This window comes from Bacillus sp. ISL-78 (genome assembly GCF_018613455.1).
Classification (GTDB): Bacteria; Bacillota; Bacilli; order Bacillales; family DSM-1321; genus Peribacillus; species Peribacillus frigoritolerans.
Window position 1 is genome coordinate 386988 of the sequence record NZ_JAGGQC010000004.1, and the last position, 21811, is coordinate 408798.

Here is a 21811-nt window from a genome sequence, read left to right on the forward strand (position 1 = left end):
TACCGCAGGAGCCTTTTTAAGGGAGAGTTTAGTATGGAAGAACAAAGTAAATTTTCATCTCGAATAGATTTTTCTTTGGTCACAATATTGCTGTTATTATGCGTTGGAAGTTGCCTGGCAATATATAGTGCCCAAACGACTGGACAGTACGCTGAAAACTTCTTAATAAAACAAATTTTTTGGTATATAGTGGGGATTGGAATCGTATTAGGCATCATCACACTGGATTCGGATCAGTTGAAAAAAATCTCTTGGTACGCTTATGGCTTCGGATTATTTTTGCTTTTTTTACTGATCATTATGCCGGAAAGCATCGTTCCTGTCCGGAATGGTGCGAAAAGTTGGTTCATCATTCCGGGAATCGGTTCGATTCAGCCATCGGAATTCATGAAGGTTTTCCTGATCCTGGCTTTAGCGAATGTCATATCGAACCATCATCTCAAAAACACGCTGAAAACGATTCAAACGGATATCTGGCTGCTTTTTAAAATCGGTCTTGTGACCGGTGCCCCTTTATTGTTGATCATGCAACAGCCGGATTTGGGCACCTCGCTTGTCATCATGTCAATCATGCTCGGAATGATTTTCATATCAGGGGTATCATGGAAGATCCTGCTGCCGATCGTTTCGGGAGGAATTGTCGTCGCGTCCACAGTCCTGTACTTTGTACTTTGGAAGCCGGAAATCCTGGAAAAATACCTAGGGGTAAAATCTTATCAATTCGGCCGTATCTATTCTTGGCTGGATCCATATAATTATGCCAGCTCGGAAGGGTATCATTTAACCAAATCCTTACTGGCCATCGGCTCCGGCCAGACCACAGGAAAGGGAATCGGTTCAAGGGAAGTGTATTTGCCTGAGAGTCATTCGGATTTCATTTTCAGCATCATCGGTGAAGAATTCGGCTTCATCGGATCAAGCATCATCATTTCCTTGTTTTTCCTATTGATTTACCACATAACAAAAACGGGAATGGACACGAAAAATAACTTCTATACATATATCTGTGTAGGCGTTATAAGCATGTTGACGTTCCACGTTTTTCAAAATATCGGCATGACTGTGGGCCTTTTGCCGATTACGGGAATTCCGCTTCCATTTGTCAGTTATGGAGGAAGCTCGCTCATGGGGAACATGATGGCAATGGGCTTAATATTCAGCATTCGGTATCACTATAAGAAGTATATGTTTTCCACGGATATCTAATAATAAAGCCGGCCCCGATGGGCCGGCTTTATTTGTAGCAAACAAACAAAAGGAGAAGAATCCACCTCCCTGAATGTTTGTTTATTGAATGTTCGTTCCAGATGGAAATTGATTTTTATAACCGGAAAATTGTTGATGCGATTGGCTTAAGCTGGAAGCTTGCGCCTTTTCTAAACTATACCAGCCTTTTTCGAACATAAGGTTATAGAGTTCACGCTGCATCTCCTGATTTTCTTTGGAAATGGAGAAAATGTCTTGGAATAATGCTTGATTGCTCATTTCATGCAGGGCAACGGAAAGGGAGTTACAAAAGTACTTTTCAGTTGTGAGCATATCATTTATAAAATCCCTGTCATTCATTTGCGGTGTTTTTGCCACGGGAGATTCAGGGTTTTGGACTTTGTTTTCGTTGGGCATCAAGAACCCTCCTTTATTGATATTGTTGTTGACTCTGATTTTGGTCCGGGTTCAAATGTTTCAAAATGGTATCGTAATGGCGTTGATGCATGAGTCCGCACCGATTTAACGCATCAATGATTTGCGGGTCCTTACATTGTGTGGCAAAAAAATGTGCTTTTTTAACCGCATTCAGATTCCATGCAAGCATATCGGTTAAGTATAAGCTATCTTTCACCGAAACCATCTCCGGCGGCTGTTTCATAAAGCCGGTCGACTGCTGTTGGCTATTAAACGAATTTTGCTGTTCCATCATTCTACCTCCTTATGTGTTCTATAATCGGGCTTAATTTTCCCTTCATGAAATTTTTTATTCTTGATTCTAAATATCTGAAAAATGAATTAAATGGTAAAATAATCTTGTGCATCTATTTTCCAAAATGATTTGGAGGGGACTGCAGATGGAAAGGATTTTGAAAAATCTATTCCTTTTTTTATCAAAGAATAAAGCAATGACAAAGGCAGCGAAAAAATACGGGCTGCGGTTTGGTGCATCTCGCTTCGTGGCAGGAGAATCTTTGGATATGGCATGTGATGTGATTGCTGAACTTAACCGGAAGGGGCTTGCTGTCACCATTGATTATTTGGGTGAATTCATTGAAGATGAACAAGAAGCAGGGAAGATGGCAGAAGAGTGCATCGAAGCCATCCGGATGATTGGCACAAATGAACTGGATTCACAGTTATCCCTGAAGCTGACCTCGATGGGCTTGGATGTGTCCGAGCAAGTCGTAATGAATAACATGCGGAGAATCTTGGATGAAGCTAGAGCCCATCGAGTTTTCGTGACGCTTGATATGGAAGATTTTCCGCGCTGTCAGCCGACTTTGGATGTATTCAAAACCCTTAAGTCTGAATATAATGAATTGGGGACTGTCATTCAAGCTTATCTGTATCGTACTGAGAGGGATATTGAAGAGCTGGATGCATACCATCCGAATTTAAGACTTGTTAAAGGGGCTTATAAAGAACCAAGGGACGTGGCTTTTCCTGAAAAAAAAGATGTGGATGAGAATTTCAAGAAAATCATCAAGAAGCATATGCAAAATGGAAATTACACAGCCGTTGCCACACATGATGATAGTATCATTGATTATACGAGGGCCCTAGTCAAAGATCATGGAATACCCCGGGATTCATTTGAATTTCAAATGTTATATGGCATCCGCACTGAAAAGCAGCTTGAACTTGCTAAAGAAGGATATAAGGTAAGGGTGTATGTTCCTTATGGTACGGATTGGTATGGATATTTCATGCGCCGCCTTGCGGAGAGGCCGGCCAATATTGCTTTCGTTTTAAAAGGCCTATTCAAGAAATAGGAAGCGAGAGCCGCCCCGGAAAAGGGACGGCTGCTCAAATCAAGAAGGATTATCTTTTGAACTGATTGTTCTGGCTGTTCACTTTATTGATTCCATGTTGACGTTCAGCGCCAGGGCCGGCATTGCCTTTAACACTTGCTGCGCTCACGGCTGCTTTAGAAGGATTATCTTTACGCTTCATTATATAAGTCACCTCCTGCCCGGTTATTTTTTACTGAACGGAGGAGAAATAACCGAAAGAACGCGGAGAAAAAAATATTTTTTCCTGTTTAATCATTGCGGAATTTCCAAATATATTCTATATTAGTAATAAGAAAAAATATTCAAAATTTTTTTGAATTAAAAATGAATGAACATTCATTCAATAAATTGTGTAAGGGGGATATAAACTTGGTTCGACAAATACGAAAGGCTGCTGTTCTAGGGTCAGGAGTTATGGGATCAGGGATTGCTGCACACCTTGCTAACATTGGCATTCCGACTTTATTATTGGATATCGTACCTCGTGAACTCACTGAGGATGAAAAGAAAAAGGGACTGACATTAGATAATAAACAAGTGCGTAACCGTATCAGCCAAACGGCGATTACGAAACTTTTAAAACAGAAACCAGCTCCGCTTTCGGCTAAGGGAAACATCGAGTTGATCGAGGCTGGAAACCTGGAAGATGATATAAGTCGTTTAAAGGATGTCGATTGGATCATCGAAGTGGTCGTTGAGAAGCTTGAGGTTAAGCAAAGTGTGTTCGCCCAGGTTGATCAGCATCGTAAACCAGGAAGCATCGTTTCATCGAATACATCCGGAATTTCAATCGAAGCGATGGCAGAAGGACGTTCGGAGGACTTTCAAAAGCACTTCCTGGGAACTCACTTCTTCAATCCGCCACGTTATCTTAAATTGTTGGAGATCATCCCTACTAAGGCAACTTCACCTGAAGTGCTCGAATATATGAAACGATTTGGCGAAGATGTGCTTGGAAAAGGTGTTGTCGAAGCCAAGGATACCCCCAACTTCATTGCAAACCGCATTGGAACTTATGGATTATTGGTCACTTTGCGGGAAATGCAAAAAGGCGGATACAGTGTCGGTGAGGTCGACTCGGTTACAGGTCCGTTGATTGGAAGGGCAACTAGCGCCACTTTCCGGACACTTGATGTCGTTGGATTGGATACCTTTGCACATGTTGCCAGAAACGTTTATGACCAGGTGGACGGAGAAGAAAAAGAAGTTTTCAAGATACCTGATTTCATGAATGAAATGCTTAAGAATGGGTGGCTTGGAAGCAAGTCAGGACAAGGATTCTTCTTGAAAAAAGGCAAGGAAATCCTTGAACTGAATCCCGAAACCCTTGAATATGCTGAACGAAAAAGATTAAAAACGCCTTCCGTCGAAATGGCTAAACAGGTCAAGGGCTTGGATAATAAAATGAAAGCGCTTGTTTATAGCGAAGACCGTGCAGGCCAATTACTATGGAATGTTCTGAATCCAGTGCTTGTGTATTCTGCCCAGCTGCTTGGGGACATCGCGGATGACATCGTGGCGATCGATCAAGCGATGAAATGGGGATTTGGATGGTCCACAGGCCCATTTGAAACCTGGGATGCGATAGGTTTAGAAAAATCGGCAGCCCGAATGGAAGCGGAAGGCATAACCGTCCCTCAATGGGTGAAGGATATGCTCGCTAAAGGCATCAAGTCATTCTATAAAGAAGATAATGGCATAGTTCACTATTATGATAATGGTGAATATAAAGAGCTTGTCGAAAATCCTAAAGTGATCAATCTTAAAGCCATCAAGAAGCAAAAAGGCGTAATCAAGAAAAACAGTGGCGCAAGCTTGATCGATATCGGCGATGGGGTAGCTCTGCTTGAATTCACTTCGCCGAATAATGCAATCGGTCTGGATATCATTCAAATGATCAATGCCGCGGTTGACGAAGCGGAAACGAATTTTAAAGGCCTGGTCATCGGAAACCAAGGAAAGAATTTCTGTGTCGGCGCTAATATTGCAATGATGCTGATGGAAGCGCAGGATGACAATATTTTTGAACTCGATATGGTCATCAGCCAATTCCAACAGGCGATGCTTAAAATAAAGTACAGTGCAGTTCCTGTAGTGGTTGCCCCGTTTAATATGACACTTGGCGGGGGTGCTGAAGTGTCCCTTCCGGCAGCGCGCATCCAGGCAACGACTGAAACGTATATGGGACTAGTGGAACCTGGTGTCGGCTTGATCCCAGGCGGCGGCGGGACTAAAGAACTTTATGTGAAGACGTTGAGGAATATGCCGAAGGGCGTTGACTTCGACTTACAGAAAGTGGCCAACCAAGTATTTGAAACGGTCGCCATGGCAAAAGTTTCGACCTCCGCCGAGGAAGCGAGGGGGAATAATTTCCTTAATTCAGCTGATGGAATAAGCGTGAATGCAGATCATCAGTTATATGATGCGAAACAGGCGGTACTTTCCATGCATGAACAAGGATATACCGCTCCAGCCCGCACAAAGATCCCTGTCGTAGGTGAAACTGGATATGCCGCACTGCTATTGGGGGCGGAATCCATGCGCCTTTCAGGATTCTTATCTGAACATGACCTTGTCATAGCCAAAGAGCTGGCATACGTCCTGGCGGGAGGAAAACTCCCATTTGGCACGGAAGTAGATGAACAGTATATCTTGAACCTGGAAAAACAGGCATTCCTAAAACTGATTTCGACTCCGAAATCCCAGGCAAGGATGCAGCACATGCTCGTTAAAGGTAAACCACTCCGTAATTGATGAATAGATGAAGATGGCCAAAACGAGATCGATAGATCGATAGCTTAAAAATGAGTAAGGGGGATCCTCATGAAAGAAGCGGTAATAGTAGCTGGAGCAAGGACTCCGGTAGGAAGAGCGAAAAAAGGTTCTCTTGCTAGTGTACGTCCTGATGATTTAGGGGCTCTTGTCGTAAAGGAAACGTTAAAGCGTGCAGGGAATTATGAAGGAACGATAGATGACCTGATTATCGGTTGTGCAATGCCAGAAGCGGAACAAGGATTGAACATGGCGCGTAACATTGGAGCATTGGCAGGATTGCCTTATACAGTACCGGCCATAACGATTAATCGTTACTGTTCAAGCGGGCTGCAAAGTATCGCATATGGAGCCGAAAGGATCATGCTCGGCCAAAGTGATACAGTCATTGCAGGCGGTGCGGAATCCATGAGCCTTTTGCCAATGATGGGCCATGTAACACGTCCGAACGCGAGACTTGCGGAAACGGCACCGGAATATTATATGGGGATGGGTCACACTGCTGAAGCCGTTGCCAAAAAATACGGCATTTCCCGTGACGAGCAAGATGCATTTTCTGTTAGAAGTCATCAGAAGGCGGCTAAGGCCATTGCAGAAGGAAAGTTTTCCGAGGAGATCGTACCGGTTGACGTTACCCTTCGTTCAGTGGGGCCAGATCTTAAGTTAAAGGAAAAATCATTTACTTTTACACAGGATGAGGGCGTTCGTCCAGGAACGACAGCTGAAGTGCTGAAAAAACTAAGACCTGCATTCTCCGTTACGGGATCCGTAACAGCAGGGAATTCATCACAGACGAGTGATGGTGCAGCCGCGGTCATGGTCATGGACGGGGAAAAGGCTTCTTCCTTAGGGATGAAACCGATGGGTAAATTCCGTTCCTTTGCTGTAGCAGGAGTACCGCCTGAAATAATGGGTATCGGACCGATTGCAGCCATACCTAAAGCTTTGAAGCTAGCGGGTCTTGAATTATCGGATATTGGTTTATTTGAATTGAATGAAGCATTTGCTTCCCAATCCATTCAAATCATTCGTGAGCTCGGATTGAATGAAGAGATTGTTAATGTAAATGGCGGAGCCATCGCCTTAGGCCATCCGCTAGGATGTTCGGGAGCAAAATTGACATTAAGCCTGCTTCATGAAATGAAGCGCAGAAACCAACAGTTCGGAGTCGTGACAATGTGTATCGGCGGCGGAATGGGTGCTGCCGGAGTGTTTGAATTAATGGCGTAATCCGATCCCTTCCGGAAGCTGTCATGCTTCCGGCGGGTTTACTATCTTAAACACATAGGAGGAAATAACATGTCCAATCAAACTACAGATAACCTTATTAAAGGCGGAGCCTTCTTAATAGAAGATATTACGTATGATCAAGTGTTTACACCTGAAGATTATTCTGATGAGCATAAAATGATTGCCAAAACTTCCGAGGAATTCGTAGTGAATGAAATTCTGCCGCAGGTTGAACATTTAGAAAACCATGAGTTTGACCGTTCCGTTAAATTACTGAAGCATGCAGGTGAAATCGGTTTACTTGGTGCTGATGTTCCTGAAGAATACAGCGGATTGGGTCTTGATAAAATCAGTTCGGCATTGATTACGGAAAAAATGGCACTTGCAGGCGGCTTCGGGATTACTCATGGTGCACATGTAGGTATCGGATCTTTGCCAATCGTATTATTCGGGAATGAAGACCAAAAGAAAAAATACCTTCCTTTACTTGCAACGGGTGAGAAGATTGCTGCGTATGCCTTAACGGAACCAAGCTCAGGTTCAGATGCCTTGGGAGCAAAAACGACAGCGAAATTGAATGCAGAAGGAACACACTATATTTTAAATGGTGAAAAACAATGGATTACAAATGCAGGTTTTGCAGATGTCTTCTGTGTATACGCCAAAATCGACGGCGAACAATTCTCCGCTTTCATTGTTGAGCGTGATTATAAAGGTGTATCAACTGGGGCTGAGGAGAAGAAAATGGGCATTAAAAGCTCATCTACACGTACTTTAATCCTCGAAGATGTTCATGTACCAGTCGAAAACCTTTTGGGTATAGCCGGAAAAGGTCATGTCATCGCTTTCAATATCCTGAATATCGGCCGCTATAAATTAGGCGTCGGTGCTGTAGGCGGATCTAAACGTGCCCTTGAGATTACAGCTGCTTATACGAATCAACGTCAACAGTTCAAAACGAAAATTTCCGATTTTAACTTGACGAAAGAAAAACTTGCAACAATGGCGGCGAAAATTTATGCAGCAGAAAGCTCTGTATATCGTACGGTTGGCCTTTATGATCAAAGACAAAGCAAATTGACGGATGAGCAAGTGAAAGATGGGAAATCAATGGCGGCCGCAATCGCTGAGTATGCCATTGAATGTTCATTGAATAAATTCTTTGCTTCCGAAGTATTGGATTACGTTACGGACGAAGGCGTACAGCTTCATGGCGGTTATGGTTTCATGCAGGAGTATGAAATTGAAAAGGCATATCGCGATTCCCGTATTAACCGGATCTTTGAAGGTACAAATGAAATCAATAGGTTGCTTGTCCCGGGAACGTTCCTGAAGAAAGCACTTAAAGGGGAATTGCCGCTGCTTCAAAAAGCTCAAGGCCTGCAAGAGGAATTAATGATGATGATGCCGGAAGAACCTGGCGATGCGCCGCTGGCACAAGAAAAAATGCTTGTTAGGAACGCTAAGAAAATCGGTATTCTGGCAGCTGGGCTTGCGGCACAGAAATACGGCAAAAATCTTGATCAAGAACAAGAAATCCTCTCCAACATCGCTGATATCGCATCTCTTGCCTATGCAGCTGAATCCGTGGTATTGCGTACGGAAAAAGCAATTGCAGCTACAGGTCTTGAGAAGAACAAACAAAAAGTGCTTTACACTGAAATATTCGTTCAGGAAGCTTTCAATGAAATAGAACAGCATGCTAAGGAAACGTTAATTGCGGTGGAAACAGGCGATACTCTTCGCATCATGCTTTCATCGCTCCGTAAGCTCACTAGACACACTCCGATCAATGTCATTGCGAAAAAACGTGAAGCATCCGTAAAAGTAATCGAAACGGAAAAGTATGCTCTTTAAGCAATGAGTCAGAATCCGTAAAGGGAATGCCCGTAAAGGCATTCCCTTTATTTCCTATGATGAAATCACATTGGAAATTCAAAAGACATTTCGTTGTATTGCGTAGTAAAAACGGGTATTCTATTGATAGGTGGTGAAATGATGGGCTTAACATTATATTGGTACCCAAAATGCGGTACATGCCGTAATGCGAAGAAGTGGCTGGATAATCATGAACTGCAATATGAAGCGATCCATATAGCGGATAATCCCCCTTCGCGAACTGAAATAGAACAACTATATAAAAACAGCAATTTGGAGTTGAAGAAGTTTTTCAATACTAGCGGTCAAAAATATCGGGAGCTGGGTTTAAAGGATAAGCTGAAAGAAGCTTCTGAAGCAGAGATGCTTGATATATTGTCCACAGATGGCATGCTTCTGAAAAGGCCGATTGTTACGGATGGCACCAAAGTGACGGTAGGATTCAAAGAAGAGCAATTCGAACAGGTTTGGAACTGAAATTTCACAAAATATTTGGTTAATTCCTTACTTAAACAAACAATCTACCTTATAATGGAATAGATAAAATAAGATGTACATATGGAGGGTTAATTATGACAACAACACCAAAAGAACTTCGTTACACTAAAGAACATGAATGGGTCAAAACGGAAGATGGAACAGTGCGCATTGGAATTACGGCATTCGCACAGTCCGAGCTAGGGGACATCGTATTCGTTGAGCTTCCGGAAATCGGCGATGAATTAAAAGCGAACGAACCATTTGGAAGCGTTGAATCCGTTAAGACCGTTTCTGAACTTTATGCACCTATCAGTGGCAAGGTTGTTGAAGTGAACGAAGATTTAAGTGACAACCCTGAATATGTAAATGAGTCTCCTTATGAAAAGGCATGGATGGTTGTGCTTGAACCATCTAATAGCAGTGATATTGAAAACTTGATGAGCGCTGAAGAGTATGAGAGTTTAATCAACGGTTAAAAACAAAGGAGAGGGGGGACTGAAAAGGCCTGCTCTCTTTTTCATTTGTACAGTGGGTGAGTTGCGCACATAATTCGTGAGATGGAGTGATGACATGGAGTGGGGCGAATTCGATAAAGTGATCATTGTAGAAGGCAGTTCCGATAAAAGAAAAGTTGCCTCCGTTTTAAATGAAGATGTGGAAATAAGATGTACAAATGGGACCATATCATTAACTAAGCTGGATGAATTAGTGGATGAATTGATGGACCGTGATGTTTATCTCCTTTTTGACGCAGATGAATCAGGAGAAAAGCTGCGGAAGCAGTTCCGAAGGGAAATGCCGGAAGCGAACCACCTGTATATTAATAAAATGTACAAAGAAGTGGAGAGCTCACCCGAACATCATATCGCAACTGTGCTCCTATCTGCCAATATGAATGTGAAAATGAAATTTTTAAGTCAAAGGGTGAACGACTAATTGATGCAGGAATGGAAAGAAGAAGAGTGTAAGCGTGCTGTTGAAAATGGGGAAACCTTTTGCTTATATTTATATACACCTTTATGCGGAACCTGTCAGGTGGCCTCCAAGATGCTGACGATATCCTTGGAGCTTTTCCCCGAATTGAAGGCAGGCAAAATGAATATGAACTATGTCCAAGCAATTGCCGAATCATATGAAATCGAAAGTGTTCCTTGCTTATTGCTTTTCAAAGAAGGGAAGCTGCAAAAGAAAATATATGCCTTTCAATCCGTTCCATATTTGTACGGATTACTTAAGGAAATCAGTTAGGAAACCAATCAGAACCGCGGTTGGTTTTCTTTGTTGCTGACATTTGAATGAGAGCAGGAAATAAACAAAGAATATTCTAACAATTCATTGACTGATTTAATCTAAAATGCTATATTTTGAATTAAGTAATGGCAGAATTTAATAGTTCTTATCAAGAGTGGCGGAGGGACTGGCCCGACGAAGCCCGGCAACCGGTATAAATTTTTATATACGGTGCTAATTCCAGCAGAGTGTTGGCTCTGGTAGATGAGGTGTGTTCTTGAAACCTCTTCTTATAGAAGTGGTTTTTTTGTTTATAAAAAGCCATATTTCATATAAATCCAACTAAATCCATAGAAAAAAGGTGAAATTATATGTCAGAGAAAAAGTTGCGTTTCGAAACATTGAGTGTTCATGGCGGTCTGCAAGCTGATGAAACAGGTGTCCGTGCCGTCCCTATCTACCAAAGCAATGCATACTTGTTTAAGGACACCGACCATGCAGCGAATTTATTTGGCCTAAAGGAGAATGGCTATATATATTCACGGCTTCATAATCCCACGGTCAGCGTTTTTGAGGAAAGAATGGCCTTATTGGAAGGCGGTATCGGCGGATTGGCAACGGCAAGCGGAATGGCCGCCATCTCACTTTCAATCCTGAATATCGCCGCTGCAGGGGATGAAATTGTTTCAGCCTCAACATTATATGGCGGTACGTATAACCTTTTCGAAAACACTCTTCCTAAATATGGGATCAAAGTGAAGTTCGTTTCTCCCGATGATCCTGAAAACTTCAAAAGGGCGATTACGCCAAGAACTAAAGCCATTTTTGCTGAAACGATCGGAAATCCAAGTTTGAGGGTGCTTGATATTGAAGCAGTAGCGGAAATCGCCCATGAAGCAGGCATACCTTTAATCATTGATAATACCTTCGCGACACCGTATCTTTGCAGACCAATTGATTTTGGAGCGGATATTGTCATCCATTCCGCTACAAAATGGCTTCTTGGAAATGGAACGACGCTAGGCGGTGTCATCGTGGACGGAGGGAAATTCGATTGGAACTCGCCGAACTACCCTGGCTTCACGGAACCTGACCCAAGTTACGACGGTCTGGTATACGCCGAGGCAGTTGGCCCTGCCGCATTCATAACGAAAGCCCGAGTCCAGTTACTACGTGATTTGGGCCCTGCGCTAAGTGCCCAAAGTGCATTCCAGTTTACGCTTGGACTTGAAACGCTGCATGTAAGGATGAAAGAACATCTATCAAACACCAAGTCTGTCATTCAATATTTAAAAAACCATCCTGCCGTGACCTGGGTTTCACATCCAGGTGATGAGGATCATCCCGATAAAGCCCTTGCGGATAAATATTTGCCAAAGGGAGCTGGATCTGTCGTCACATTTGGGATTCAAGGTAATCGCGAAGCCGGGGCAAAACTTATCAATTCGGTGGAATTATGGTCCCATGTGGCGAATGTAGGGGATGCGAAGAGCTTGATCATCCACCCAGCCAGTACGACCCATCAACAATTGAATGAGGCGGGTCTTGCGAAAGCGGGTGTAAGTGCCGATCAAGTCCGTTTATCGATTGGGATTGAAAATGTAGAGGACTTAATAGAAGATTTGGAGCAGGCAATTGAAAAGGCGACGAACATCGTCTCCTTGACTTCCAAAACGCTTTAAGCAAAGTTCCTGTTCATTCTTGTACTAGAAATAATATACATTGCGCTCTTTTTTTATCTATGATAAAATTTCAACATACTAAAGAACTTAATGATATTTAAATATTCTATATATTAGCTCTTATCAAGAGAGGTGGAGGGATGTGCCCGATGAAACCCGGCAACCGACAAGGAGATTTCCTTGGAAAGGTGCCAATTCACACAAAGTTTAATCACTTTGGAAGATGAGAGGAAGGCCTGTTTCTTCACCTGCCTTTCTGCTCATGCAGAAAGGTTTTTTCTATTTTAATGGAGAAAACTTTTACATGATGGGAAGAACAGACTAATAATGTAGAGAAATCAACTAAGTTCATAGGTTTTATTGGATAAAAGAGGTGAGGGTTAATGATTACATTGACGAAAGTCAGTAAGCTGTTCCGAACAGGAAAAGGAAACAGTGAGACGATCAAGGCTGTAAATAATGTGAATGTTGAAATAAATAAAGGCGAGATTTTCGGGATCATCGGTTACAGTGGAGCGGGGAAAAGTACTTTGATCAGAATGCTCAATGGATTGGAAACACCGACAGAGGGATCCGTTGTGGTGGCTGAAAAGGAAATTTCAAAAATTAAAGGGGCTCAGCTTCGTAAGGCCCGCCAAGAAATCAGCATGATTTTCCAACATTTCAATCTATTGTGGTCAAGGACCGTTCAGGAGAATATATCTTTCCCGTTGGAAATTGCAGGAGTTTCTAAACCGGAACGCACCAAGCGTGTGAACGAATTGATCAAGTTAGTCGGACTTGAAGGCAGGGAAAAGGCCTATCCTTCGCAATTAAGCGGAGGGCAAAAGCAAAGGGTGGGAATAGCCAGGGCTCTGGCAAATGACCCTAAAGTGCTGCTGTGTGATGAAGCGACTTCTGCATTGGACCCGCAGACTACCGACTCCATACTCGAATTGCTTGTTGACATCAATCAGCGTTTGGGATTGACGATCGTCTTGATTACGCATGAAATGCATGTAATACGTAAAATCTGCCATCGCGTCGCCGTGATGGAAAGCGGGCAGGTTGTTGAACAAGGTCCTGTCCTGGATGTCTTCAAGAATCCTAAAGAACAAATGACGAAGCGTTTCGTGCAACAGGTAACGGAACCGGAAGAAACGAAAGAAACGATGGACCATTTGCTCGAACGCTATCCAGCAGGCAAAGTGATTCAATTGACCTTTGTAGGCGATCATGCAGAAAGCCCATTGATTACCAAGCTTGTACGTAACTTCGAGTTGGATGTCAATATCGTTCAAGGTAAGATATCCCAAACAAGAAGCGGTTCATATGGAACATTGTTTATCCACCTAGATGGCAAAGAGGATGAAATGCTCCGCGCAATCGAATTCATTAAAGCACAGCAGGTAGGCGTGGAGGTGATTACTCATGCTTGAAGAATTATTGCCGAATGTTGATTGGGAAGACATCATTGAAGCTACGAAAGAAACGCTTTACATGACAAGCGTCTCTGTAGTGGCAACCTTTTTTATAGGCATAATACTAGGATTGATCCTTTTCTTGACAGGAAAAGGTAATATGTGGCAAAACCGGGCTGTCAACGGAATCATGAGTGCTGTCGTCAATATATTCCGTTCCATTCCATTTCTTATTTTGATTGTGCTGCTCATTCCTTTCACTAAAGCGCTTGTCGGTTCCATGATCGGTGAGAACGCTGCACTGCCGGCACTCATTATCGGAGCGGCACCATTTTATGCGCGTATGGTTGAAATCGGCCTTCGTGAAATCGATAAAGGTGTAATTGAAGCCGCTAAATCGATGGGGGCAAAAACGAGCACGATCATTTGGAAGGTCCTTCTTCCAGAGTCGATGCCTGCCCTTATTTCCGGGATTACGGTAACATCGATTGCATTGGTTGGATATACCGCAATGGCCGGGGTCATCGGCGCAGGCGGGCTTGGTAATCTAGCCTATTTGGAAGGCTATCAAAGAAATCAAAATGACGTTACGCTTGTAGCGACGATCGTTATTCTAATTATCGTCTTCATAATTCAAATTATTGGAGATGTGATTACATCTAAATTGGACAAAAGATAAAGGGAGATGAATAGGATGAAAAAGTTTTTAGGATTTGCATTAATCTTAGTGTTATCTATCGCTTTGGCTGCTTGTGGAAGTGAAAAGGATAAAAGCGGCAGCGATACGGATAAAGAATCGAAGAAAATAGTTGTAGGGGCATCCAATGTTCCTCATGCAGAAATCCTTGAGGAAGCTAAACCGCTTCTTAAAGAAAAAGGAATCGATTTGGAAATTGAAACGTTCCAGGACTATGTTTTACCGAATAAGGCGTTGAATGATAAGGAATTGGATGCTAACTACTTTCAACACATTCCATATTTAGAGGGGCAAATTAAAGAAAATGGATATGACTTCGTCAATGCTGGCGGAATCCATATCGAGCCGATTGCTCTATATTCACAAAAATATAAAAGCATTGATAAACTTCCGGAAGGTGCAACAATTATTATGAGCAGCTCTGTTGCTGATCATGGACGCGCATTATCCCTTTTGGAAAAGAATGGCCTGATCACTTTGAAAGAAGGCATCGATAAAACGACGGCTACAACGAAAGACATCGTTGAAAATAAGAAAAACCTTAAATTCGATGCAGATTATGAAGCGGCCCTGCTTCCTAAAATTTATGAGAGCGGCGAAGGCGATGCAGTCTTGATCAACTCCAACTATGCAATAGACGCCGGTTTGAATCCGCTTAAAGATTCAATTGCGATTGAGGATTCCGAATCACCTTATGTGAATGTCATTGCCGTAAACAAAGGTGACGAAAATAAAGAAGCAATCAAAGCGCTTGTAGAAGTATTGCATTCTAAAGAAATTCAAGATTTCATTCTTAAAGAATACAAAGGTGCAGTTGTACCGGCGGATAAATAATTCGAGAATGGCGGCCTGATTTAATTCAGGTAGCAGTTTAAAAAGGTTTCGGAATGGTCTCATTCCGAAACCTTTTTGTTATTGGATTTAATCATTATAGCCCTCTATATTTGTTATTGAGTGCCGATGGACAGGGATAACAACCAAAACGCTCATATTACGCATAGCCATGGTTGCGGAATCTGGGTCAACAGCTTCAGGTTTTCCAGCTTTCTTAATCACTTGTTCAATCAGAGGCTCTTAATCGAGTATTTCCGGGTGTTACTATCGTCCCAACACAAATCCGTTACGGTCTGCTGAAGCATAAATGAATAAGCGAGCTGGTTTGTCCGTTCAGCTTTTACATAATGCGTCGCTCATGATTTTTAGTTTGTCTACAGTTTTTTAGATTTTTAGGTTTTAAAAATTTGAACGTTACTTTCCGCTTCAGGCACTCGCTTTTCCCTCAAGAGTCTCGTACCTTCCGTTCCAATCCACTAAGACTACACAATCAGAATAGAATCACTTTCACCTACATTCTATTTCCGTTCAATGCCGGTTAGGATTTCCGTGATAAAGTGCTTCACTTCTATAAGTTCGGTTAATGATGATCCAGGTTGTTTCAGTCTGCGGTTTAGTTTACTCCTTTCATGTTTAATCAGGAAAGGAAAGGGTATAGAGATAATGAAGGTGAAAAATGATACACAAATTTGAAAGGATGGTTCACTATCAATACTCTGGATTTAAATGTAACAAGCGAAATGGAAAAGGCGATGCAGTCTTCACATGGGATTGGCTACAGTGAGTACAGCAGAGATTTAGACCTCCGTATCGAGGTTGAGAAAGAACGGGATAGGGAACATGTAAAGTGCAACAAAATGGTCCAGGACCTACAACGCAAAATTCACGGCTAAGCATATAAAAGAGTTCTTTAAAAGATCGGTCTGTAGAGGTAAAATGGAAAGTGGTCCATAAAATAAGGATTTCCTTATTGGATAAACTTACATAATACCTGACAGTCCGATTTTTTTCTTTTTAAGCGGAACGTTCATACCTTGCAATCGAATCCTTTGAACATATAGTATTAAGGACGAAGATTTGCCGAATAATAAGATAATTTTAACAAAAGCTAAAATAAGTATGAATATGCAGTAAACAGGCCATATCTGTTAGTATTGTAAGAATGGGACAGGTTTTTAACATGGCCGAAGTGGAAACCCATATCTATTTAGTTGATTCTAAATTGGATTTGTTATAAAATTGGAATGAGAATAAAGTGAGAATGCTTTTACGTAAATTATAGTAATGAAAGTAATCTTTACTTTCTGGTAATAAAATTGGAATTAGTTCACGGAGGTATTATTATGTCAGCTTCTACATTAACGGTTAAAGATCTGCACGTATCAATTGAAGGCAAAGAGATTTTAAAAGGGGTAAACCTTGAAGTTAAAGGTGGAGAAATCCATGCGATCATGGGACCAAATGGAACTGGTAAATCAACTTTATCATCAGCAATCATGGGTCACCCTAAATATGAGGTAACTAGCGGAAGCATCACATTCGATGGTGAAGATGTATTGGAGATGGAAGTAGACGAGCGCGCTCGTGTCGGTCTATTCCTAGCTATGCAATATCCAAGTGAAATCAGCGGTGTTACAAATGCAGACTTCTTACGTTCTTCCATTAACGCACGCCGTGAAGAAGGCGATGAAATTTCATTGATGAAATTCATCCGTCAAATGGACCAAAAAATGGAATTCCTTGAAATGGATGAAGATATGGCGCAACGCTATTTAAATGAAGGTTTCTCAGGCGGAGAGAAAAAACGCAACGAGATCCTTCAATTAATGATGATCCAACCTAAAATTGCAATCTTGGATGAGATTGATTCAGGTCTAGATATCGATGCACTTAAAGTCGTTTCAAAAGGAATCAACGAAATGCGCGGAGAAGACTTTGGATGCTTGATCATCACTCACTACCAACGTCTATTAAATTACATCACTCCTGATTTTGTACATGTAATGATGCAAGGACGTGTCGTAAAATCAGGCGGTCCTGAACTTGCTGCCCGCTTGGAAGCGGAAGGTTATGACTGGATTAAACAAGAATTGGGCATTGAAGACGAAACTGTTGGCGAAGAAGCGTAAGTAGGAGGATTTGCAATGACTACAGAAACGAAATTACCGTTTGAACAAGAGGATATAAGCTCCTATTCAACTAAAAATAATGATCCAGCTTGGCTATCCGAGCTTCGGATTCAAGCGTTTTCTGAATTAGAAAAGCTCCCGATGCCAAAGCCGGATAAAACGAAAATCGATAAATGGAATTTCACTTCTTTCCAAACTCATACGGTTGAGAGTGAAGCTTTTGCCTCTTTAGAGGAGCTTCCGGAAGAAATTAAGTCCATCATTGAAGAAAATGAAAACTTATACATCCAACGCAATAATACGCCGGCACATATCAATCTGTCAGCAAGTGTGAAAGAACAAGGCGTCATTTTTACGGATATTTTATCAGCGGCCCGCGATCATGCTGAGCTCGTGCAAAAATATTTCATGAAAGACGGCGTTAAAATAGATGAGCATCGTTTAACAGCACTTCATGCTGCATTGGTTAATGGGGGAGCATTCCTTTATGTTCCGAAAAATGTAGAAATCAAAGAGCCGATTCAATCGGTATTCCTTTTGGATAATCCAGATACTACACTTTTCAACCATGTCTTGATCGTAGCTGAAGATAATAGCTCTGTCACATATGTAGAGAACTACTTCTCAACCGTTGAGTCTAACGAAGGTGTTGCCAACATCGTAACTGAAGTATTTGCAAATGCGAATGCCAAAGTCCAATATGGTGCGGTCGATACCCTTTCAAAAGGCTTCACGACATATGTTAACCGCCGTGGAGTGGCAGGACGTGACGCACGTATTGAGTGGGCGCTTGGCCTGATGAACGACGGAAATACGATTTCAGATAATACAACATATCTAATGGGCGATGGCTCTCACGGTGATACAAAAACCGTTGTAGTCGGACGCGGGGAACAAAAGCAGAACTTCACGACAGCCATCATTCATTATGGCAAACGCTCTGAGGGTTATATCCTTAAGCACGGTGTCATGAAAGAATCCGCATCCTCCATTTTTAATGGAATCGGGAAAATAGAGTATGGAGCTACAAAGGCCAATGCCGAACAGGAGTCACGCGTATTGATGTTAAGTGAAAAAGCACGCGGAGACGCCAATCCGATCCTCTTGATCGATGAAGATGATGTAACGGCTGGCCATGCTGCTTCCGTCGGCCGTGTCGATCCGCTTCAACTGTATTATTTAATGAGCCGTGGTATTACAAAGAAAGAAGCAGAAAGACTTGTCATTCACGGATTCTTGGCCCCTGTTGTTAACGAGCTTCCAATTGAGGGAGTCAAAAAACAATTAGTAGCGGTCATTGAAAGGAAAGTACAGTAATGAACCCATACGAAATTCGTAAGCTTTTTCCAATATTAGATCAAGAAGTCAATGGTCAGCCATTAGTTTATTTAGATAGTGCTGCAACCTCTCAAAAACCGGCTGCAGTGATTGAAGCGATTGAGCAATATTACCGCGGTTATAACTCGAATGTTCACCGCGGGGTGCATACACTAGGAACAAAAGCTACGGATGCGTATGAAGGTGCTCGTGAAAAGGTACGTAAATTCATTAATGCTTCTTCTACAGAAGAAATCATCTTTACCAGAGGCACAACGACTGCTTTAAATACTGTAGCAAGAAGTTACGGTGGTGCAAATATTAAAGAGGGTGACGAAATCGTCATCTCTTACATGGAGCATCACAGTAATATCATTCCGTGGCAGCAGCTTGCCAAAGAACAAGGCGCTGTATTGAAGTATATTCCGCTTCAGGAGGATGGCACGATTTCCGTTGACGATGCGAGGGCTACAATTACGGAAGCCACGAAAATCGTGTCCATCATGCAGGTTTCGAATGTGCTTGGCGTTATCAATCCTGTGAAGGAAATCGCCCAAATTGCCCATGATCACAATGCTGTAATGGTAGTCGACGGGGCACAAAGCACGCCGCATCTAAAAGTGGATGTCCGTGATTTGGATTGTGATTTCTTTGCCTTCTCAGGTCATAAAATGGTCGGTCCAACAGGCATCGGCGCATTATATGGCAAGAAAGATCTTCTGGAAAAAATGGAACCGATCGAGTTCGGCGGAGAGATGATTGATTTTGTAGGTTTGTATGAGTCTACATGGAAAGAACTCCCGTGGAAATTCGAAGGCGGTACTCCAATCATCGCCGGCGCCATCGGCATGGGGGCTGCCATTGATTTCTTGGAGGAAATCGGTTTGGATAATATTGAACGGCATGAACATAAGCTCGCCGCATATGCAATGGAGAAAATGTCAGCAGTTGAAGGGCTGACCATTTACGGTCCTAAAGATGCAGAAAAGCGTGCTGGTGTAATAACCTTTAATATTGATGACGTACATCCACATGATGTCGCTACCGTTCTTGATGCAGATGGAATTGCTGTCCGTGCCGGTCACCACTGCGCACAGCCATTAATGAAATGGCTTGACGTATCAGCAACAGCAAGAGCAAGTTTCTATCTATATAACACGGAAGAAGATATTGATAAGCTTGTGTCCGGGCTTGTTAAAACGAAGGAGTATTTCAGTAATGTCTTTTGATAACCTTGATACACTTTACCGTCAAGTCATTATGGATCACTATAAGAAACCTCGTAATAAGGGCATGCTAGAAGATGGAAGCATGACAATCGATATGAATAATCCTACTTGCGGCGATCGGATTCGTTTAACGATGAAGATTGAAGATGGCAAGGTCAGCGATGTTAAATTCGATGGTGATGGTTGTTCGATATCCATGAGTTCGGCTTCCATGATGACGCAAGCCATTAAGGGCAAAGACGTTGATACTGCTCTAGCGATGTCCGAGACTTTTTCCTTAATGATTCAAGGAAAAGAATACGACGATGAGATGGACCTTGGGGATATTGAAGCCCTTCAGGGTGTTTCTAAATTTCCTGCCCGAATCAAGTGTGCTACCCTAGCTTGGAAAGCCATGGAAAAGGGATTGAAGGAATAATTAAATTAAAATGAGCTGTTGTAATTCAGCCATTTGAAATGGAGGAATACGAGCTATGGCAAAGAAAATGCCTGATATCGGCGATTATAAATATGGCTTTGCGGATAAAGATGTTTCCATCTTCCGTTCAAAGCGTGGTCTGACAAAAGAAATCGTGGAAGAAATTTCTCGAATGAAGGATGAACCGCAATGGATGCTTGATTTCCGTTTGAAATCATTGGAGCATTTTTACAACATGCCAATGCCTCAATGGGGCGGCGACATGCAGAGCCTGAACTTTGATGAAATCACATACTATGTTAAGCCATCAGAGAAATCAGAGAAGTCTTGGGATGAAGTTCCTGATGAAATCAAACAGACTTTTGATAAATTGGGAATTCCTGAAGCCGAACAAAAATACCTTGCCGGTGTATCTGCCCAATATGAATCTGAAGTGGTTTACCACAGCATGAAAGTAGAATTGGAAGACTTGGGTATCGTGTTTAAAGATACGGACTCAGCACTTCGTGAAAATGAAGATATCTTCCGTGAGCATTTCGGGAAAACGATCCCACCTACTGACAATAAATTCTCTGCATTGAATTCGGCAGTTTGGTCAGGCGGGTCATTCATCTATGTACCGAAAGGCGTTAAAGTGGATACTCCGCTTCAAGCTTATTTCCGGATCAACTCTGAAAACATGGGGCAATTCGAACGTACGCTAATCATTGTTGATGAAGGCGCATCCGTTCATTATGTAGAAGGTTGTACAGCTCCTGTTTATACAACGAACTCCCTTCATAGTGCAGTTGTTGAAATTGTCATCAAGAAAGATGCTTACTGCCGTTACACGACGATCCAAAACTGGGCAAACAACGTGTTTAACCTGGTTACGAAACGTGCGGTTTGTGACGCTAATGCAACAATGGAATGGATTGATGGTAACATCGGTTCCAAATTGACAATGAAATATCCTGCTGTCATCTTAAAAGGTGAAGGCGCTCGCGGTATGACATTATCGATTGCCATTGCAGGAAAAGGCCAACACCAAGACGCTGGAGCGAAAATGATTCACCTAGCGCCAAATACATCTTCGACGATTGTATCAAAATCAATTTCTAAACAGGGCGGTAAAGTAACATACCGTGGTATCGTTCATTTCGGACGTAAAGCGGATGGAGCTCGTTCCAACATTGAATGTGATACATTAATCATGGATAATCAGTCTACATCTGATACGATCCCTTACAATGAAATCTTGAATGATAACATTTCCCTTGAACACGAAGCGAAGGTTTCCAAAGTATCTGAAGAACAATTGTTCTACTTGATGAGCCGCGGGATTTCTGAGCAAGAAGCAACGGAAATGATCGTAATGGGATTCATCGAACCATTTACAAAAGAACTTCCAATGGAATATGCGGTTGAAATGAACCATTTATCAAGTTCGAAATGGAAGGTAGTATTGGTTAATTAGATACAAACCCTTTCAAATCAACGTTTAGACTGGTTATATAAAGCGAAGAGTTATGTG

General features: G+C 42.2%; 21 protein-coding genes, 1 pseudogene and 2 riboswitches. Of the genes and pseudogenes, 19 read left to right on the forward strand and 3 right to left on the reverse strand.

What is annotated here, in order from left to right; all coding sequences use genetic code 11:
• Nucleotides 1–33 precede the first annotated feature (33 nt).
• Complete coding sequence (locus J7I96_RS07400; RefSeq protein ID WP_214773064.1) at nucleotides 34–1206, forward strand: FtsW/RodA/SpoVE family cell cycle protein; 1173 nt, start codon at nucleotides 34–36, stop codon at nucleotides 1204–1206.
• Between the two features lie 81 nt (nucleotides 1207–1287).
• Here J7I96_RS07400 and J7I96_RS07405 read toward each other — a convergent pair whose 3' ends face one another.
• Together J7I96_RS07405 and J7I96_RS07410 are read right to left on the reverse strand one after the other, a co-directional pair.
• Nucleotides 1288–1623 (reverse strand): spore coat protein, encoded by a 336-nt coding sequence (locus J7I96_RS07405; protein ID WP_063574745.1) that lies wholly within the window; start codon nucleotides 1621–1623, stop codon nucleotides 1288–1290.
• 13 nt (nucleotides 1624–1636) lie between these two features.
• Nucleotides 1637–1915 carry a hypothetical protein gene (locus J7I96_RS07410; protein WP_034310108.1) on the reverse strand — a complete coding sequence of 93 codons (279 nt, stop codon included), beginning with the start codon at nucleotides 1913–1915 and terminating at the stop codon, nucleotides 1637–1639.
• A 148-nt stretch (nucleotides 1916–2063) separates the two neighbouring features.
• Here J7I96_RS07410 and J7I96_RS07415 point away from each other — a divergent pair, with 148 nt between their 5' ends.
• Nucleotides 2064–2981 (forward strand): proline dehydrogenase family protein, encoded by a 918-nt coding sequence (locus tag J7I96_RS07415; RefSeq protein WP_214773065.1) that lies wholly within the window; start codon nucleotides 2064–2066, stop codon nucleotides 2979–2981.
• Between the two features lie 49 nt (nucleotides 2982–3030).
• Here J7I96_RS07415 and J7I96_RS07420 read toward each other — a convergent pair whose 3' ends face one another.
• A complete protein-coding gene (locus J7I96_RS07420) occupies nucleotides 3031–3165 on the reverse strand; it encodes a YuzL family protein (protein WP_072273724.1) in 135 nt (44 codons plus the stop codon).
• A 161-nt stretch (nucleotides 3166–3326) separates the two neighbouring features.
• On the opposite strand from J7I96_RS07420, the gene J7I96_RS07425 reads away from it, so the two are divergent.
• The 17 genes and pseudogenes from J7I96_RS07425 to sufB all read left to right on the forward strand — a co-directional run bounded on the left by J7I96_RS07425 (nucleotide 3327) and on the right by sufB (nucleotide 21750).
• Nucleotides 3327–5756, forward strand: a complete 2430-nt coding sequence (locus tag J7I96_RS07425; RefSeq protein ID WP_396020067.1) for a 3-hydroxyacyl-CoA dehydrogenase/enoyl-CoA hydratase family protein — start codon at nucleotides 3327–3329, stop codon at nucleotides 5754–5756.
• A 69-nt stretch (nucleotides 5757–5825) separates the two neighbouring features.
• Nucleotides 5826–7004 (forward strand): acetyl-CoA C-acetyltransferase, encoded by a 1179-nt coding sequence (locus J7I96_RS07430; protein ID WP_214773067.1) that lies wholly within the window; start codon nucleotides 5826–5828, stop codon nucleotides 7002–7004.
• 69 nt (nucleotides 7005–7073) lie between these two features.
• On the forward strand, nucleotides 7074–8861 hold the full coding sequence (locus tag J7I96_RS07435) for an acyl-CoA dehydrogenase family protein (protein ID WP_214922668.1): 1788 nt from the start codon (nucleotides 7074–7076) through the stop codon (nucleotides 8859–8861).
• 141 nt (nucleotides 8862–9002) lie between these two features.
• Nucleotides 9003–9359, forward strand: coding sequence for an arsenate reductase family protein (locus J7I96_RS07440; protein ID WP_034310119.1), 357 nt, complete (start codon nucleotides 9003–9005; stop codon nucleotides 9357–9359).
• A gap of 95 nt (nucleotides 9360–9454) precedes the next feature.
• Nucleotides 9455–9838, forward strand: a complete 384-nt coding sequence (gene gcvH, locus J7I96_RS07445; RefSeq protein WP_034310122.1) for a glycine cleavage system protein GcvH — start codon at nucleotides 9455–9457, stop codon at nucleotides 9836–9838.
• 94 nt (nucleotides 9839–9932) lie between these two features.
• Nucleotides 9933–10298 carry a toprim domain-containing protein gene (locus J7I96_RS07450; protein ID WP_057278065.1) on the forward strand — a complete coding sequence of 122 codons (366 nt, stop codon included), beginning with the start codon at nucleotides 9933–9935 and terminating at the stop codon, nucleotides 10296–10298.
• Nucleotides 10299–10301: 3 nt separating this feature from the next.
• Nucleotides 10302–10610 (forward strand): thioredoxin family protein, encoded by a 309-nt coding sequence (locus J7I96_RS07455; protein WP_214773190.1) that lies wholly within the window; start codon nucleotides 10302–10304, stop codon nucleotides 10608–10610.
• A gap of 145 nt (nucleotides 10611–10755) precedes the next feature.
• Nucleotides 10756–10863: riboswitch (SAM riboswitch) on the forward strand.
• A 100-nt stretch (nucleotides 10864–10963) separates the two neighbouring features.
• Entirely contained in the window at nucleotides 10964–12274 is a 1311-nt protein-coding gene (locus tag J7I96_RS07460) for an O-acetylhomoserine aminocarboxypropyltransferase/cysteine synthase family protein (protein ID WP_214773069.1), read from the forward strand.
• Between the two features lie 117 nt (nucleotides 12275–12391).
• A riboswitch (SAM riboswitch) is annotated at nucleotides 12392–12504 on the forward strand.
• Between the two features lie 153 nt (nucleotides 12505–12657).
• Nucleotides 12658–13692, forward strand: a complete 1035-nt coding sequence (locus J7I96_RS07465; RefSeq protein WP_048688213.1) for a methionine ABC transporter ATP-binding protein — start codon at nucleotides 12658–12660, stop codon at nucleotides 13690–13692.
• A complete protein-coding gene (locus J7I96_RS07470) occupies nucleotides 13685–14353 on the forward strand; it encodes a methionine ABC transporter permease (protein ID WP_214773070.1) in 669 nt (222 codons plus the stop codon). The genes J7I96_RS07465 and J7I96_RS07470 overlap by 8 nt, the downstream gene beginning before the upstream one ends.
• 15 nt (nucleotides 14354–14368) lie before the next feature.
• Complete coding sequence (locus J7I96_RS07475; protein WP_214773071.1) at nucleotides 14369–15205, forward strand: MetQ/NlpA family ABC transporter substrate-binding protein; 837 nt, start codon at nucleotides 14369–14371, stop codon at nucleotides 15203–15205.
• Nucleotides 15206–15957: 752 nt separating this feature from the next.
• On the forward strand, nucleotides 15958–16098 hold the full coding sequence (locus J7I96_RS28990; protein ID WP_479687500.1) for a YuzK family famiily protein: 141 nt from the start codon (nucleotides 15958–15960) through the stop codon (nucleotides 16096–16098).
• A 450-nt stretch (nucleotides 16099–16548) separates the two neighbouring features.
• Complete coding sequence (gene sufC, locus J7I96_RS07480) at nucleotides 16549–17334, forward strand: Fe-S cluster assembly ATPase SufC (RefSeq protein ID WP_034310141.1); 786 nt, start codon at nucleotides 16549–16551, stop codon at nucleotides 17332–17334.
• Between the two features lie 15 nt (nucleotides 17335–17349).
• Nucleotides 17350–18651, forward strand: coding sequence for a Fe-S cluster assembly protein SufD (gene sufD / locus J7I96_RS07485; RefSeq protein WP_214773072.1), 1302 nt, complete (start codon nucleotides 17350–17352; stop codon nucleotides 18649–18651).
• Nucleotides 18651–19880: a cysteine desulfurase gene (locus tag J7I96_RS07490; RefSeq protein WP_214922666.1), complete on the forward strand. Its 1230-nt coding sequence runs from the start codon at nucleotides 18651–18653 to the stop codon at nucleotides 19878–19880. Before sufD ends, J7I96_RS07490 begins: the two co-directional genes overlap by 1 nt.
• Nucleotides 19870–20298, forward strand: coding sequence for a Fe-S cluster assembly sulfur transfer protein SufU (gene sufU, locus J7I96_RS07495; protein ID WP_034310148.1), 429 nt, complete (start codon nucleotides 19870–19872; stop codon nucleotides 20296–20298). The genes J7I96_RS07490 and sufU overlap by 11 nt, the downstream gene beginning before the upstream one ends.
• 55 nt (nucleotides 20299–20353) lie before the next feature.
• Nucleotides 20354–21750 (forward strand): annotated as a pseudogene (gene sufB / locus J7I96_RS07500) (Fe-S cluster assembly protein SufB).
• The last annotated feature ends 61 nt before the right edge of the window (nucleotides 21751–21811 follow it).